This window comes from Streptomyces sp. NBC_01549 (assembly GCF_026339955.1).
GTDB lineage: Bacteria > Actinomycetota > Actinomycetes > Streptomycetales > Streptomycetaceae > Streptomyces.
Window position 1 is genome coordinate 673,946 of sequence record NZ_JAPEPW010000001.1, and the last position, 15,758, is coordinate 689,703.

The 15,758-nt window shown below is 69.3% G+C and carries 11 protein-coding genes; 3 read left to right on the forward strand and 8 right to left on the reverse strand.

What is annotated here, in order from left to right:
• Positions 1-96: 96 nt before the first annotated feature.
• The gene (locus OG819_RS02825; RefSeq protein WP_266647855.1) at positions 97-1,644 is read left to right on the forward strand and encodes an MFS transporter; all 1,548 of its coding nucleotides are present in this window, start codon (positions 97-99) and stop codon (positions 1,642-1,644) included.
• Between the two features lie 556 nt (positions 1,645-2,200).
• Here OG819_RS02825 and OG819_RS02830 read toward each other — a convergent pair.
• From OG819_RS02830 to OG819_RS02840, 3 genes are all read right to left on the reverse strand, one after another.
• Positions 2,201-3,106: an ADP-ribosylglycohydrolase family protein gene (locus tag OG819_RS02830; protein WP_266629448.1), complete on the reverse strand. Its 906-nt coding sequence runs from the start codon at positions 3,104-3,106 to the stop codon at positions 2,201-2,203.
• Positions 3,096-3,779, reverse strand: a complete 684-nt coding sequence (locus tag OG819_RS02835) for a histidine phosphatase family protein (protein WP_266629446.1) — start codon at positions 3,777-3,779, stop codon at positions 3,096-3,098. The genes OG819_RS02830 and OG819_RS02835 overlap by 11 nt, the downstream gene beginning before the upstream one ends.
• A gap of 106 nt (positions 3,780-3,885) precedes the next feature.
• Positions 3,886-4,491, reverse strand: a complete 606-nt coding sequence (locus OG819_RS02840; RefSeq protein ID WP_266629444.1) for a YdbC family protein — start codon at positions 4,489-4,491, stop codon at positions 3,886-3,888.
• A 156-nt stretch (positions 4,492-4,647) separates the two neighbouring features.
• Here OG819_RS02840 and OG819_RS02845 point away from each other — a divergent pair, with 156 nt between their 5' ends.
• A complete protein-coding gene (locus tag OG819_RS02845; RefSeq protein ID WP_266430275.1) occupies positions 4,648-5,181 on the forward strand; it encodes a TerD family protein in 534 nt (177 codons plus the stop codon).
• A 106-nt stretch (positions 5,182-5,287) separates the two neighbouring features.
• Here OG819_RS02845 and OG819_RS02850 read toward each other — a convergent pair whose 3' ends face one another.
• Both OG819_RS02850 and nrdR read right to left on the reverse strand, forming a co-directional pair.
• Positions 5,288-8,185: a vitamin B12-dependent ribonucleotide reductase gene (locus OG819_RS02850; protein ID WP_266629442.1), complete on the reverse strand. Its 2,898-nt coding sequence runs from the start codon at positions 8,183-8,185 to the stop codon at positions 5,288-5,290.
• Between the two features lie 151 nt (positions 8,186-8,336).
• Positions 8,337-8,921: a transcriptional regulator NrdR gene (nrdR, locus tag OG819_RS02855; protein ID WP_266430280.1), complete on the reverse strand. Its 585-nt coding sequence runs from the start codon at positions 8,919-8,921 to the stop codon at positions 8,337-8,339.
• Positions 8,922-9,438: 517 nt separating this feature from the next.
• On the opposite strand from nrdR, the gene lexA reads away from it, so the two are divergent.
• On the forward strand, positions 9,439-10,215 hold the full coding sequence (lexA, locus tag OG819_RS02860; protein WP_266430282.1) for a transcriptional repressor LexA: 777 nt from the start codon (positions 9,439-9,441) through the stop codon (positions 10,213-10,215).
• 545 nt (positions 10,216-10,760) lie between these two features.
• Here the strand turns inward: lexA and OG819_RS02865 are convergent.
• From OG819_RS02865 to OG819_RS02875, 3 genes are all read right to left on the reverse strand, one after another.
• Complete coding sequence (locus OG819_RS02865) at positions 10,761-12,764, reverse strand: ATP-dependent DNA helicase (RefSeq protein WP_266629439.1); 2,004 nt, start codon at positions 12,762-12,764, stop codon at positions 10,761-10,763.
• Between the two features lie 112 nt (positions 12,765-12,876).
• On the reverse strand, positions 12,877-14,904 hold the full coding sequence (locus OG819_RS02870; RefSeq protein ID WP_266647857.1) for an IucA/IucC family siderophore biosynthesis protein: 2,028 nt from the start codon (positions 14,902-14,904) through the stop codon (positions 12,877-12,879).
• Between the two features lie 57 nt (positions 14,905-14,961).
• Positions 14,962-15,711: a GNAT family N-acetyltransferase gene (locus OG819_RS02875; RefSeq protein WP_266629435.1), complete on the reverse strand. Its 750-nt coding sequence runs from the start codon at positions 15,709-15,711 to the stop codon at positions 14,962-14,964.
• Positions 15,712-15,758 lie beyond the last annotated feature (47 nt).

The window sequence follows — 15,758 nt, forward strand, 5'->3', positions numbered from 1 at the left end:
ACTTCAGTGAACGCTTGCGTTCACTGTCGGGGACTCACTACCGTTGACGCAACAGTGAACGCGAGCGTTCACTAACGCACTTGTGGGGGACCCATAGTGACAACCTCTCAGTTGATCCAGGACTCAAAACCAGGAGCGGCCCGCCGGGAGGGGCATCCCGGCATCGCACTCGCCGTCATCGCGGCCTGCCAACTCATGGTGGTACTCGACTCGACGATTGTGAACATCGCCCTCCCGCACATTCAAGACGCGCTCGAATTCAGCACGACCGACCTGACCTGGGTGATCAGCGCGTACACCCTCACCTTCGGTGGCCTGCTCCTTCTCGGCGGCCGTGCGGGTGACATCCTCGGTCGGCGCCGGGTCTTCATGACCGGCATCATGCTGTTCACGCTCGCCTCGCTGCTCGGTGGACTCGCCCAGGAACCCTGGCAGTTGCTGGCCGCGCGAGCCCTCCAGGGCGTGGGTGGCGCGATAGCGTCGCCCACCGCGCTGGCACTCATCACCACCACCTTCCCCGAGGGCCCGGAACGGAACCGGGCCTTCGCCGTCTTCGCCGCGGTCTCCGCGGGCGGCGGCGCCATCGGGCTCCTTGCGGGCGGCATGCTCACCGAGTGGCTCGACTGGCGCTGGGTGCTCTTCGTCAACGTGCCCATCGGTGTGCTGATCACCGTGCTCGCCCCGATGTACATCAACGAGTCCGAGCGCCATCCGGGACGCTTCGACATCGCGGGCGCGCTCACGTCGACGGCCGGTATGGCCTCCCTGGTGTACGGGTTCATCCGCGCCTCGGAGGAGGGCTGGCGCGACAGCCTCACGATCGGGTCCTTCGCCGCGGCGGTGATCCTGTTGCTGGGCTTCGCGTTCATCGAGACCCGGGCGAAGGAACCGATCACCCCGCTGAGGATGTTCGGCGACCGCAACCGCTCCGGCACGTACGTGATCATGCTCAGTCTGGCCGCGGCGATGTTCGGGATGTTCTTCTTCATCGTCCTGTTCGTGCAGAACGTGCTGGGGTACAGCCCGATCCAGGCCGGTCTGGCCTTCCTCCCCGTGACGGCGGCGATCGGCATCGGGGCGGGGCTGTCGCAGCGGTTCCTGCCGGTCCTCGGGCCCAAGCCGTTCATGGTCGTCGGCTCCAGCCTCGTCGCGCTCGGGCTCGGCTGGCTGACCTTCATGAGCCCCGACAGCACATACGTCGGCGGGGTACTCGGCCCGATGCTGCTCTTCGCCTTCGGCATGGGCCTGAACTTCGTAACCCTGACCGTGACCGCGGTCTCCGGCGTCGCCCAGCACGAAGCAGGCGCCGCGTCCGGACTCCTCAACGTCACCCAGCAGGTGGGCGGTTCACTCGGCCTGTCCATCCTGACCACGGTCTTCGGCACGGCCAGCCGGAACGAGGCGGAGAAGCAGCTGCCGAAGTTCCTGGCGAACGCCTCACCCGAGCAGAAGGCGGAGTTCGCCAAGACCCGCCAGCTGCCCGCTCCGTGGGGCCACGACGTGCTCGCCCACGGCATCTCGACGGCCTTCATACCGGCCGTCGCGATGGCTGTACTGGCCCTGGCCACCGCCGCACTGGTGATCCGGGTCCGCAAGAGCGACCTGGAGGCCCTGGCGGGCACGGCGGGGCCCGCGGGGGGCTGACGCGGGCGCTACTGTCCCCGGACCCCGGTCCGGGGACAGACGGCGAGAACCTCGGTCCGGCCATCCGCAGCGGGACGACACACGGGGGGCCGGGCCTTACGGGCGGCTGCACGGCACCGAGGCGGCCCTTGCGGACGCACGGGCACCAGGGGCAGGTCGTGTGACGTACGACATCGGGGGCAGCCCCTGCGCACGCGCACGACACCGGGGGATGGCCCCTACGCCCCTGCCAGGGGCCGGCCCACGCGCGGGGGCCGGCATCCCTGCGCGTGGGCCGGCCCCCGCGGGGCGGGCCGTCAGGCCGGGATACGGCATCACAGTCGGCCCAGCACGCGGCCGCTGTACGGCGCCGACAACCGACCCGTACGGCACGACACCCCTACGAGTCGCCGACTGCGGAGAGCCCTGCCCGTACTTCACGAGCCATACGCACGCGACATACGGAGCCCTGCGCGGGCCTGCGAAGCCGACAGAGCACGAAGACCCGGCCCCGCCCCCGCATGGGGCAGGCGCTCCACAAGGGAACTCCCGGGGCGCCACCGGACCGCCCGGTGGCCTACGCCCCCACCCGCACCCAGCCCGGCAGGCGCTCCGTCCGCTCCACCCACTCCCCCGGCGGCGCCCCCGCCTCGCCCGCGGCGATCACACCGCCCACGATGGCGCAGGTCGTGTCCATGTCGCCGCCCACCTGGGCGGTCGACCAGAAGCCCTCTTCGTAGTCGCCGAGGGCCCGCGCCGCAGACCAGAGCGCGAACGGCACCGTGTCGTGCGCCGTCGTGCGCCGCCCACAGCCCAGTACGGCGGCGACCGTCGCGGTGTCCCCGTAGTCGAGCATGTCGCGGGCACGCCGCAGACCCGCGCCCACGGCGCTGCGCGGGACGAGCGCGACGACACCGTCGAGCAGCGCCTCGGCGCTCGGCGGGCCCGCCGGGTCGGCCGCCAGCGCGGCGGCCGCGGCGACGGCCATGGCGCCCACGACGGCCTCACGGTGCTGGTGGGTGGGGTAGGCCGAGATCTCCGCCTGGTGGACCGCCTGCTCCGGGTCATACGCGTACCAGGCCCCCAGAGGGGCGATCCGCATCGCGGCGCCGTTGCCCCACGAACCTTGCCCCTTGAAGAGGGCGGACGCCAGTTCCCGCCAGTCGCCCCCCTCCTGGATCTGCCGGAGCAGCTGGTTGACCGCGGGGCCGTAGCCCCGGTCCACGTCGTGGTGATCGGCGAAGGAGCCGGCCAGCGCGTCCTGGTCGATGCGGCGGTGCCGGGCCAGGACAGCCACTACGGAGGAGGCCATTTCGGTGTCGTCCGTCCACTGCCAGGGACCGGACGGCAGCTCGCGTCGCTTGAGCAGCGGGTAGTTCACGGGCATGAAGAACTGCGAACCCAGCGCGTCCCCCACCGCGAGTCCACGCAGGCTGGCCAGGGCGCGGTCCAGGCGCCCGTCAGGAGAGGAATCAGAGGTCATCGCCCTGCCACTCTATCCCTGTGCCCCCGTACGACTCGGGTTCACGCCAGCGTTCGAACGGACGGTCAAGCGTGTACCTCCCGTCGTCGCCGAGGACGAGCATCCGCATCTCGGCGTTCCCGGGATTCGACAGCGATTCGAACTCCGCGACCGTCCAGTGGAACCAGCGCATGCAGAACAGGCGCATGGCCAGACCGTGGGTCACCAGGAGCACGTTCGGCGGGTGGTCGGGGGCCTCGAAGCTCCGGTAGAGGCTCTCCAGGAAGCCGCCGACCCGGTCGTACACGTCGGCGCCGGACTCGCCCTGCGCGAAGCGGTAGAAGAAGTGCCCGTACGCGTCCCGGTAGGCCTTCTGGAGGCGTACGTCGTCACGGTCCTGCCAGTTGCCCCAGTCCTGCTCGCGCAGCCGCGGTTCCTCGCGCACCCGTATGAGCTCGGGGTCGAGGTGGAAGGCGCGGAGCGTCTCGTGGGTACGGCGGTACGGCGACACGTAAACGCTTACGCGCTCTCGTCCGAAGACCTCCCGCAACCGTTTTCCCGTCTCCTCCGCCTGCTGCCACCCCTTCTCGGTGAGCGCCAGAGCGTGGTCGGGCTCGCGTTCATACACGGTGTCATCGGCGTTGCCCGCTGACTCGCCGTGCCGGACAAGGACGATACGCCGTGGTCGAACCATGCCAAGACCCTAAAACGGCTGACGGCCGATCGAGCACTCCTAGGGGCCGCATACGGCGTAGGTCACACGTCTTCCGCGCAGATCACACCCGCGGCCGACCCTCCGGTCAGACCGTCCACGAGGGCTCCAGCGCCACTATGTCGCCGGCCAGGGCCGCGACGTCGGCCTCCGTCTGGGCGCGCAGCGCGAGCCGTTCCACGCGCTCGGCCCGGTATTTACCGTGCTCGGCGGCCGACTGCCACATGGACAGGATCAGGAATTCATGGCCCGGCGCCTCTCCGAACAGGCCCCGCACCATGCCGGGCGAGCCCGCCATCGCGGGATTCCAGACCTTCTCCTGCATCAGCGCGAAGTGCTCGGCCCGTTCCTCGTGGATACGGCAGTGGGCCACCCGCAACACGTCGGCCTCCGTGAAGCGCGGCTCGAAACCGGTCTTCACATCGAACCGGTGATCGAAGAGTTTGGCCTGTACGTCCTTGAAGGTGCCCGACTGGGCGGCCGCCAGCCGGTCGTGCGAGCGGGCCATGAAGGAGTCGTAGAAGGCACGGCTCTCCCAGAAGGCGAAGATGTGCGCCACCCCGGGCCGCCCCCGGCTCCAGCCGCCACCCTGCCCCCGGAATCCCGGCTCACCCAGCAGCCCCGCCCACTTTCGCTGCCCCCGCTCGAAACCGCGGCGGTCCACCACGGTGCAGCGAATCCACTTGACCAGCACGGCGCCATCGTAAGGCCACGGAGCGTGGCGTCGGTCACGCTCCGGCAGAGTGCACCCGCGCGAGCGCCCCCGCGCGCGTGGCACGATGGACAACCGGCCTTGACCGCGGAGCAGTTGGGGCCGGAAGCAGACGGGGAACGGGGAGGGGTAGATCCGATGAACGGACTCAACAAGGGCATCCGCAAGGTCGAGCTCGCGGTGAAATGGGACCCGAGTCCCGTCGGCGAGCCCGCGACCGACCTCGACATCATCGCGGCGACGTACGTTGCCACCGATCCGTACGGAAGTCCCGCCTACGTGGTGCACTTCGACAGCCGCTCCCCGGACGGCACCATCTACCTCAACCGGGACAGCAAAGACGGCAAGGGCTTCGGCTGGGACGAGGTCATGACGCTGGAACTCGACCGGCTCAACAGCAACTACACGCGCGTGGTGGTGGGCGTGCTGATCCAGCAGCGTTCCGGCCACAAGTCGTTCGTCGGTGTCCTCAACCCGGGCCTGCGCATGCGGGAGGGCTACACCGTGCTGGCCGAGGACAACTTCGGCGGCGTCCTGGGGGCGACGGCCGCGACCGTCGGCGAGTTCGTACGTGACGCCTCCGGAGAGTGGACCTTCCATCCGGGGATCCACGGCTACGACACGGACCCGGCGGCGTTCCCGCGTGTCATGGGCACGCGACACGACGCCTGAAACAACCCGCTCCGTAGGAGACGCCTGAAACAGCCTTCTCCCTAGGAGCGAGAAAACGCCGAAGGGCGGCACGACCGGTGGTCGTGCCGCCCTTCAGGGCTTCAGATCAGCTGCAACCGCTGGTCGAGCCGCAGCCCTCGCAGATGTAGCAGGAGCCGGCCCGCTGCATCTTCGTACCGCAGGAGAAACACAGGGGGGCGTCCGCCTGGATGCCCAGCTGCATCTCCACCAGTTCGGCACTGGTGTGGGCCTGCCTCGGGGCGGGCTTCGCCGCCTCGACCTCGATCTTCGGAGTGGCGACGGCCTTCAGCTCCTGCGCACGGGGCGCGGACTGGGCCAAGCCCTCGACGTCCATGTCGACATCGTCGGAAGGCTCGTAGGAGCCCGTCTCCAGGTGCCGCTGACGCTCCTCGGCGGAGTGGATGCCGAGCGCGGAGCGGGTCTCGAAGGGCAGGAAGTCCAGCGCCAGGCGACGGAAGATGTAGTCGACGATCGACTGCGCCATCCGCACGTCCGGGTCGTCCGTCATACCGGCCGGCTCGAAGCGCATGTTCGTGAACTTCGAGACGTACGTCTCCAGAGGCACGCCGTACTGCAGACCCACGGAGACCGCGATCGAGAAGGCGTCCATCATGCCCGCGAGGGTGGAGCCCTGCTTCGACATCTTCAGGAAGACCTCGCCGAGACCATCGTCCGGGTAGGAGTTGGCGGTCATGTAACCCTCGGCGCCACCCACCGTGAAGGAGGTGGTGATGCCGGGGCGCCCCTTGGGCAGGCGCTTGCGGACCGGGCGGTACTCGACGACCTTCTCGACCGTCTCGCGGATGGTCGCCTCGGCCTTGGCGGTGACCTCGACCTTCTCCTTCTCCTTGGTCTTGGCGGAGAGGGGCTGGCCGACCTTGCAGTTGTCGCGGTAGATCGCGAGCGCCTTGACGCCCATCTTCCACGCCTCGAAGTAGACCTCTTCGACGTCCTCGACGGTCGCCGTCTCCGGCAGGTTGACCGTCTTGGAGAGCGCACCGGAGATCCAGGGCTGGATCGCGGCCATCATGCGGACGTGGCCCATCGCGGAGATGGAGCGCTCGCCCATGGCGCAGTCGAAGACCTCGTAGTGCTCGTGCTTGAGGCTCGGGGCGTCGATCACATTGCCGTTCTCGGCGATGTGGGCGACGATCGCCTCGATCTGCTCCTCCTGGTAGCCCAGGCGGCGCAGGGCCTGCGGAACGGTGCCGTTGACGATCTGCATCGAACCGCCGCCGACCAGCTTCTTGAACTTGACCAGCGCGAGGTCGGGCTCGAGGCCGGTGGTGTCGCAGGACATCGCGAGACCGATGGTGCCGGTCGGGGCGATGACCGAGGCCTGCGCGTTGCGGAAGCCGTTCTTCTCACCGAGGTGCAGCACGTCCTGCCAGGCCTCCGTGGCGGCGGCCCAGATCGGCGTGTCCAGGTCGTCCATGCGGACGGCCACGGCGTTGGCGTCGGAGTGCTGCTTCATGACGCGCTGGTGCGGCTGCGCGTTGCGGGCGTAGCCGTCGTACGCGCCGACGACCGCGGCGAGCTCGGCGGAACGCTTGTACGAGGTGCCGGTCATCAGGGAGGTGATGGCACCCGCGAGGGCGCGACCGCCGTCGGAGTCGTACGCGTGTCCGGTCGCCATCAGGAGGGCGCCCAGGTTGGCGTAGCCGATGCCCAGCTGACGGAAGGCGCGGGTGTTCTCGCCGATCTTCTGGGTCGGGAAGTCCGCGAAGCAGATCGAGATGTCCATCGCGGTGATGACCAGCTCGACGACCTTGGCGAAGCGCTCGACCTCGAAGGACTGGTGGCCCTTGCCGTCGTCCTTGAGGAACTTCATCAGGTTCAGCGAGGCGAGGTTGCAGGACGTGTTGTCCAGGTGCATGTACTCGCTGCAGGGGTTCGAGCCGTTGATACGGCCGGACTCCGGGCACGTGTGCCAGCGGTTGATCGTGTCGTCGTACTGGATGCCCGGGTCGGCGCAGGCCCAGGCGGCCTCGGCCATCTTGCGGAAGAGCGCCTTCGCCTCGACCTCCTCGATGACCTCGCCGGTCATACGGGAGGTGAGACCGAACTTGCCGCCCGCCTCGACCGCCTTCATGAACGTGTCGTTCACACGGACCGAGTTGTTGGCGTTCTGGTACTGGACGGACGTGATGTCGTCGCCGCCCAGGTCCATGTCGAAGCCCGCGTCACGGAGGGCGCGGATCTTCTCCTCCTCCTTGACCTTGGTCTCGATGAAGTCCTCGATGTCGGGGTGGTCGACGTCGAGGATGACCATCTTGGCCGCGCGGCGCGTGGCGCCGCCCGACTTGATCGTTCCCGCGGAGGCGTCGGCACCGCGCATGAAGGAGACGGGACCCGAGGCGTTGCCGCCCGAGGACAGGAGCTCCTTGGAGGAGCGGATACGCGAGAGGTTCAGGCCGGCGCCGGAGCCACCCTTGAAGATCATGCCCTCTTCCTTGTACCAGTCGAGGATCGACTCCATGGAGTCGTCGACGGACAGGATGAAGCAGGCCGAGACCTGCTGGGGCTGAGGCGTCCCGACGTTGAACCAGACCGGGCTGTTGAAGCTGAAGATCTGGTGCAGGAGGGCGTACGCCAGCTCGTGCTCGAAGATCTCGGCGTCGGCGGGCGAGGCGAAGTACTTGTAGTCCTCGCCGGCCTTCCGGTACGTCTTCACGATGCGGTCGATGAGCTGCCTGAGGCTCACCTCACGCTGCGGGGTGCCCACAGCACCGCGGAAGTACTTGCTGGTGACGATGTTGACCGCGTTCACCGACCAGAAGCCGGGGAACTCGACGCCACGCTGCTCGAAATTGACCGAGCCGTCGCGCCAGTTGGTCATGACGACGTCACGGCGCTCCCACTCCACCTCGTCGTACGGGTGCACGCCGGGGGTGGTGTGGATGCGCTCGATGCGCAGTCCCTTGGTGGCCTTGGTGCCCTTGGCGCGGGAACCTCGTGCCGGACCGCTCGCCGTCTCTGTCATGCCGCCTCCCTGTATCGGGCTAAAACGCCCTGAAGTGCCACGTTCTTCCCATGGCACGGTGTGTGTCTGGTGCTGCGCGCGCCGCCACGCGGCCGCCCGCAACAGGTCTTTGGTCGCCACCGATGGGGGCCGACGCGAGTCGGCCCTTGCGTCAGTCGGCGGCGTTGGCGGGCACGGGGACGTGGACAGTCCCTCCGGTCCCGCGATCACTTTCCGGGCGCTGCGCGTCCGCGGCTGCCACGTTCACATCCGCCTCGCCCGCGTCTTCCTCGTCCGCGGCGGGGCGCCGCCCCGTCTCTTCCCTGAGTTCCACGATGGCGGCCTCGAAGTCCTCGAGCGAGTCGAACGCCCGGTACACGGACGCGAACCGCAGATAGGCGACAAGGTCGAGCTCCTGCAACGGGCCGAGTATGGCCAGACCCACGTCATGGGTGGTCAGCTCGGCGCTTCCGGTGGCCCGCACCGCCTCCTCGACCCGCTGGCCGAGCTGGGCGAGCGCGTCCTCGGTGACGGGCCGCCCCTGGCACGCCTTGCGCACGCCATTGATGACCTTGGTACGACTGAACGGTTCGGTGACGCCGGACCGCTTGACCACCATCAGCGAACACGTCTCCACCGTCGTGAAACGACGGGAGCAGTCGGGGCACTGGCGGCGCCTGCGGATCGACGTGCCGTCATCGGTCGTACGACTGTCGACGACGCGGCTGTCGGGGTGCCTGCAGAAGGGGCAGTGCATGGCTCCAACCCTCCTTCACAGCACGACTCATAGACCTCGTGAGACCTCACGGGCCCCTCGAAGCAGCCCCAAGCATAGGCGATGACTGGAGGCTCGAAGACCCGGGGGACCACAACTTCTGGGCTGCTGTAGCAATCCAACCACTAGATGTGGGGATCGAACCGAAAATTCGCCCAGGATGCGCGTGTCGCACGCGTGATGGCATGTGCCGCACGGACATACCGATCCCGGACACACGGAGATACCGTGGTCAGCGCGCCGAAGGGGGCCGGTACCCGGCCGGCGGGGCGTCGGATGGCAGACTGGGCCGCGGCCCGCAACTGTCGGCACGGCCAGCGCCCCGGCGGTGAAGAGTACAGCAATGAGCCCTTTTGTCCGCCGGATGCAGCGTGAGCCATACACCCAGACACATGATCACGACAGACAATCCGCGATTTTTCACTCGAACGTGTGTTTGGCGCAACCTTTCGAAAGCAACTACCGTTGTCCAGCAGGGAGACCATCGAGAGGGGCCGACGTGACCACCACCGCAGACAGTGCCACCATCACTGCCCAGGACCGCTCCCAGGGCCGACTCGAGCCGGTGCATGCGATGAACGAAGCCACGAATATTGAGGGGCCCAAGCGCTCCCTGCCAGGGCGACCTCCAGGCATCCGCGCCGACAGCTCGGGACTCACCGACAGGCAACGCCGGGTGATCGAGGTCATCAGGGACTCCGTGCAGCGGCGCGGGTACCCGCCGTCGATGCGGGAGATCGGACAGGCTGTCGGCCTTTCCAGCACCTCCTCTGTCGCCCATCAGCTGATGGCACTGGAGCGCAAGGGCTTCCTGCGCCGCGACCCGCACCGACCGCGGGCGTACGAGGTTCGGGGCTCCGACCAGTCCTCGGCACAGCCCACGGACACGGCGGGCAAGCCGGCCGCGTCGTACGTCCCGCTCGTCGGCCGTATCGCCGCCGGTGGCCCGATCCTGGCCGAGGAGTCGGTGGAGGACGTCTTCCCCCTCCCCCGGCAGCTGGTCGGCGACGGCGAGCTGTTCGTCCTCAAGGTCGTCGGTGACTCGATGATCGAGGCCGCCATCTGCGACGGGGACTGGGTGACGGTCCGCCGTCAGCCGGTCGCGGAGAACGGAGACATCGTGGCCGCCATGCTCGACGGCGAGGCCACGGTGAAGCGGTTCAAGCGCGAGGACGGCCACGTGTGGCTCCTCCCGCACAACGCCGCCTACCAGCCGATTCCCGGCGACGAGGCGACCATCCTGGGCAAGGTGGTGGCGGTGCTGCGGCGCGTGTGACAGCACACGCCGGGCGGGACACCCCGCCCCGCCCTAGACCGGGCCCCGGGACCACCTGCGCCGGTTCCGGGGCCCTGCGCGTTGCCCTCCGGGGGTCAGACGGGGGGGCAGCATGCGCGGCGTCCAGAGATGGTGCGCCCCGACGAGTACGCACCCCTGAAGGGGTTCGCTCGACGAGGGGGCGGGAGGATCGTCCACAGGACCCGAGGGATATGGCGCGGGCGCCGAGCGATATGCGCAGGCCCCGCATCACATGCGCGGACGCCGGGCGACATACGCGGGCCTTGGGCCACATGCGCAGGCCCCGGACCGCATGCGCGGGGGATCAACGGTGGGATCGGGGCGAAGATCCCGAGTCTGAGAGCACGCACGACACCTGGGGCGCCCACAGGGCGGGCGTCTTCGCGGGGCCCGGGTGTGGCCGTGTGGGTGGTGTTGTTCGGCCGGTGGGGCATCCGAGGCGGAGCGACTCCGCCCGTAGGGGCACCCGGGCAGGCCCGCCTCGGGCCGAGTGCGCGGGCCCCTCAGCCCTCCGCGGGGAAGACCTACGCCTCCTCCGTCTCCCCCGCTCCCACCGTCTCCTCGGCCTTCCGTGCCGCCGCGTCGATCGCGGTGAGGGACCGGCGTACCTGGTTTCGGTCCGTGGTGTACCAGAAGTCGGGCAGGGAGGCCTTGAGGTAACTGCCGTAGCGCGCCGTCGCCAAGCGCTGGTCCAGTACGGCCACCACACCCCGGTCCCCCGTGGCCCGCACGAGGCGGCCGGCGCCCTGGGCCATCAACAGCGCGGCGTGGGTCGCGGCGACGGCCATGAAGCCATTGCCGCCGTTGTCCTCGACGGCCTTCTGGCGGGCGCTCATCAGCGGGTCGTCGGGGCGCGGGAAGGGGATCTTGTCCATGACGACCAGCTGGCAACTGGGCCCTGGGACATCGACGCCCTGCCAGAGCGAAAGGGTGCCGAAGAGGCAGGTCTTGGGGTCGGCCGCGAAGTTCTTGATCAGCTCGCCGAGCGTCTCCTCGCCCTGCAGCAGGATCGGGTACTCGGGGATGCGCGAGCGCAGCTCCTCCGCCGCGAGCTGAGCGGCCCGCATCGAGGAGAACAGCCCCAGCGTGCGACCCCCCGCAGCCTGGATCAGCTCGGTGAGCTCGTCCAGCATGTCCGCGCGGTCGCCGTCACGCGCGGGGCGGGACAGGTGCTTGGCCACGTACAGAATGCCCTGCTTGGGATAGTCGAAGGGCGAGCCGACGTCGACGCCCTTCCACTGCGGGAAGTCGTCACCCTCGGCGCCCTCCGGGGCGAGTCCCAGCGACGCCCCCACTCCGTTGAAGTCGCCGCCGAGCTTCAGGGTGGCGGACGTCAGGACGACGGAGCGGTCCGCGAAGAGCTTCTCTCTGAGCAGGCCGGAGACCGACATGGGGGCGACCCGGAGCGAGGCGCCGAAGCGGTCATGGCGCTCGTACCAGACGACGTCCCATTCGGAACCGTTGGTGATCCGCTCCGCGACATCGTGCACCGACTCCACCGAGGCGAGAGCCTGCTTGCGGACGGAGTCCTCGTCCTGGACGGACTTGTCGCGGGTGGAGCCGATCGCCGAGATCACCGTACGAGCGGCGTCGCGCAGTGCCATCAGCGCGTATCCGAGATCCTCCGGGATCTCCTCAAGGCGGCCCGGAAGCGCGAGCTCCATCAGCCGCTCGAAGCCCTCGGCGGCGGTCTGGAGCTGATCGGCCGCCTTCTCGTTGACGAGCTTCGCGGCGCGGCGCACCGCGCGGTTGACCTGGCCGGGCGTGAGCTCGCCGGTGGCGACACCGGTGACCCGGGAGACCAGCTCATGGGCCTCGTCGACGATCAGCACCTCGTGCTGCGGGAGGACCGGCGCGCCCTCGATGGCGTCGATCGCGAGCAGCGCGTGGTTGGTGACGACGACCTCGGCGAGCTTGGCCCGCTCGCGGGCCATCTCCGCGAAGCACTCCGCTCCATAGGCGCACTTACTGGCACCCAGGCACTCGCGGGACGAAACGGACACCTGAGCCCACGCGCGGTCGGAGACGCCAGGTGTGAGGTCGTCCCGGTCTCCGGTCTCGGTCTCGTCCGACCAGTCCCGCAGCCGCAGCAGGTCCTGGCCCAGCTTGCTGGTGGGTGCGGCCGCCTCGAACTGGTCGAAGAGGCCGTCCTCCTCATCCTGCGGCACGCCCTCGTGCAGCCGGTGCAGACACAGATAGTTCGACCGGCCCTTGAGCATCGCGAACTCCGGGCGGCGGCGCAGCAGTGGGTGCAGCGCGTCGACCGTCCGCGGAAGATCACGCTCTACGAGCTGCCGCTGGAGCGCCAGCGTGGCGGTCGCCACGACGACCCGCTCCCCGTGGGCGAGCGCGGGCACGAGGTATCCGAGCGACTTTCCGGTGCCGGTGCCCGCCTGGACCAGCAGGTGGGAGCTGTCGTCGATGGCACCCGCGACGGCTTCGGCCATGGTCACCTGGCCAGGGCGCTCCGTACCGCCGACAGCGGTGACGGCGGCATGCAGGAGTTCGGGGAGTGAGGGCTCTGTCATAGCGTTGCCAGCCTACGGGGCGCCACTGACAATCGGGCGATCAAGGCCCGGACGACGGACGCGATCAAGACGAGTACGAGTACAAGAACGAGAACGAGAACCGGGTGGATGATCAAGGCCGGTGGAGGGGGTTCGGGACCGTACCGTGTACCGCGGCGTGCGGGCGCTCGGGCCTGTCGCGGTAGCCGTCCAGATGCAGTCGGTTGCGGTTGAGGCACAGGCGCTCGATCCGTGGAGTGAGCAGGTCGAACATCTCGTAGCGCTCCTTGAGCTCGGGGAAGCGCGCCTGGTGACGGACGATCTGCGCCCGGACGAGCGACCAGAACTCGGCCTCCGGAACGCCCAGTTGTTCCTCACAGAGCGGTGCGAGGTAGCGGAAGACCCCCACGAAGAGTCCGGAGTGGATGAACTGGGTCAGGAAGGCCGGCGGCTCGGTCAGCAGTACGTTCCGTACGTCGTCCGGCATGGACGCGTGCTCGGGCAGGGGCTCCGCGCTCACGTTGACGTCGTCCACGAAGTCCTTCACCGCGAGCCGGACGGGGACGTCGTGGTCGTCGAAGACGACGATCGCGTTCTCTCCATGGGGGCTGAATACCGTGCCGTACCGGTAGAGGAAGTGCAGCAGCGGCGGCAGGAGCGCGGCGAAGAGACGGCGCAGCCAGACATTGGGGGCGAGGCCCGAGCGGGCGACGAGCTCCGCCGTGAAGGCGCGGCCGTCCGGGTCGGTGTGCAGAAGCGCCGCCAGGGTACGGGCGCGTTCACCGGGCGTCAGATGGCGGGAGACCGGCTCGCGCCAGATCGCGCCGAGCAACTCCTTGTACTGATAGGGCACTTCGGGGAGGGCGTCGTACACAGGGTGGTTCACTGTCACCGAGGCGACCTCGCCGAGCAGGATCACCCCACAGGTGTCCCGCAGGAACGGGTCGGCGTCCCTTAACGCGTGCATCCAGGCGGTGACGGCGGGCGCCGCCAGGGTGCGTTCCGTCGGCAGGCCGCGCCAGACCAGGGTGTTGAGCACGGAGAGCGGCAGTTTCACCGTGTGCCGGTCCGGGTGCGAGACATTGAGGAACGTACGGATCGACTGCTGGGGCAGCCGCAGGTCGCCGTCGGAGGGCAGCGGCACGATCGCCCCGGCGGCTACGGAGGACGCGAACAGCGGCAGCACGACATCGTCCCACTGCCAGGGGTGCACGGGCAGATAGAGGTACGACTCCGGGATGAGCCCACGCGCGCGTAGTACCCCGTCGAAGGACTCCCTCGTGGCGGGGGCGAGTTCGCGCGCGTAGAGCTGTTCGGCGGAGTGGAGGCTCTGGACGCCTCGGTAGGTGGCGAGCGTGGTGTGCACCGCGATCCAGGGAATCGGCGTCGCCCTGCGGGCCTCCGGTGCCCAGTCGGCGGCGTCCGTCGCGGAGAAGCCGAGGCGGCCCTTGTTCAGCACGATCCAGGGGTGGCCGGTCTGGTGGCCCTCCAGCTCGGCATAGTCGAGGTCGGCCAGTTCGGCCGCCGTACGGGCGTCGCGGTCGAGGCGGGTGTCCGCGGCGAGCGTCGTGCTGAGCTCACGGACCACGTGGCCGAGCGTCGCGCCGTCGATCTCCAGCGTATCGCGGGCCCGGGTGAGGAAGCCCAGCGGGTCGGTGAAGGGACACGGCTCCTCGCCCTCCTCGGTGAGGGTGAGCGAGGCGGGGTCGACGCGCCAACTGTCGTACGAGGCACGGCGGGCGCGGAAGGAGAGGCTGCCGCCGGCGTCGAGGCGGAGTGTGTAGGGGCGGAGGGTGTCGGCATGGCCGGCGTCCTCGCGCGGGGGGTTCTGGTGGGCGGGGGCGGGGTTTGGTGAGGGGTGCGCGGTGTCCGGTTCGGCGGAGGAATCGAGGCCGGTCGCCGGATTGTGCCGGCTGCGGAGGACGGTCTCTTTTCCCTCCGCGCCCCGCTGAGCCTCCAGATCCAGATCCGACTCCGACACCGACTCCCGATGTGGCTGCGGCTGCGGCTCCGGTCGGACGATCTCCTCGTGTGCGAACTCACCGATCATTTTCGCGAGCAGTCGGCGTCCTGCCTGGTCCCATCGGTCTTTGCGCAGCTCAGGCGGGTCGTACAAGGCGGGCAGCGCTCTGGAGGCCGGGGTGGCGGATGGATGCGGCACGGGGACTCCTCGACAGGGAACCGGATCGGGACGAGCGGTGCGGTGAAGGTCAGGGCGCTACAACAGGTCGCGCAGGCTCCGGTCCCGGACCATGAGGGCTGCTCGCTTGCCGGGCAGATCGACCTCGGCGGAGAACCGGAAGCCCGCGCTCAAGAAGGCCGAGACGGAGGGGGTGTTGCGGAGATCAGGTTCCGCGACGACGCGGGCGCAGGACGGGCGCTTGTCCAGCACGAGGTCGGCGACGGCTCGGAGCAGGGCGGAGCCGATGCCTCGCCCGCGGTCGGCGACACCGCCGATGAGGAGGTGAAGGCCGGTGTCGTGCGGGCGGGCGGGATAGTGCCGGGCCAGGAGATCGAGGTCCGCGCGGTAGATCTCCCAGTAGCTCATCGGGGCGCCGTCCAGCACGCCGAGGCAGGGCACACTGCGGCCGTCGCCGTCGAGTTGGCGGCACAGATGCTCCTCGGCGACCGACTCCGGTCCTGCCAGCTCCCAGAACTCCGCGACGGCGGGGTCGTTCATCCAGCGGGTGACGAGCGGGAGATCACGCTCCACACGGACGGGGACCAGGTGGAAGGCGCCCACGGGAGTGGCGATCGGGCCCCAGCCACCGATGCGGTCGAGCAGGTCGTCGCCCCCGGCCGACTCGACCTCGCAGCCGAAGAGCGCGAGGAGCTCGTCGGGCAGGCGCAGATCGAGGGTGTCCTCGTTGTCCGTGCCCGGACCGGCGCCCGGACCGGCGCCCGGGTCGGCTCCGAGGTCGGTGACGGGGGCGGTACCGGCGTCGGTGCTCGCATCGGTGGGAGGCACGGCGACGCTCCTCTCAGGAGACGGGGTGGGGCATGTTCCTCAGGAAA

What these genes read in the sequence shown, in the direction of transcription:
- OG819_RS02830 (WP_266629448.1), bottom strand. Translation starts at nt 3,106, where the DNA reads ATGACCTCTGATTCCTCTCCTGACGGGCGCCTGGACCGCGCCCTGGCC.
- OG819_RS02835 (WP_266629446.1), bottom strand. Translation starts at nt 3,779, where the DNA reads ATGGTTCGACCACGGCGTATCGTCCTTGTCCGGCACGGCGAGTCAGCG.
- OG819_RS02845 (WP_266430275.1), top strand. Translation starts at nt 4,648, where the DNA reads ATGAACGGACTCAACAAGGGCATCCGCAAGGTCGAGCTCGCGGTGAAA.
- OG819_RS02850 (WP_266629442.1), bottom strand. Translation starts at nt 8,185, where the DNA reads ATGACAGAGACGGCGAGCGGTCCGGCACGAGGTTCCCGCGCCAAGGGC.
- nrdR (WP_266430280.1), bottom strand. Translation starts at nt 8,921, where the DNA reads ATGCACTGCCCCTTCTGCAGGCACCCCGACAGCCGCGTCGTCGACAGT.
- OG819_RS02865 (WP_266629439.1), bottom strand. Translation starts at nt 12,764, where the DNA reads ATGACAGAGCCCTCACTCCCCGAACTCCTGCATGCCGCCGTCACCGCT.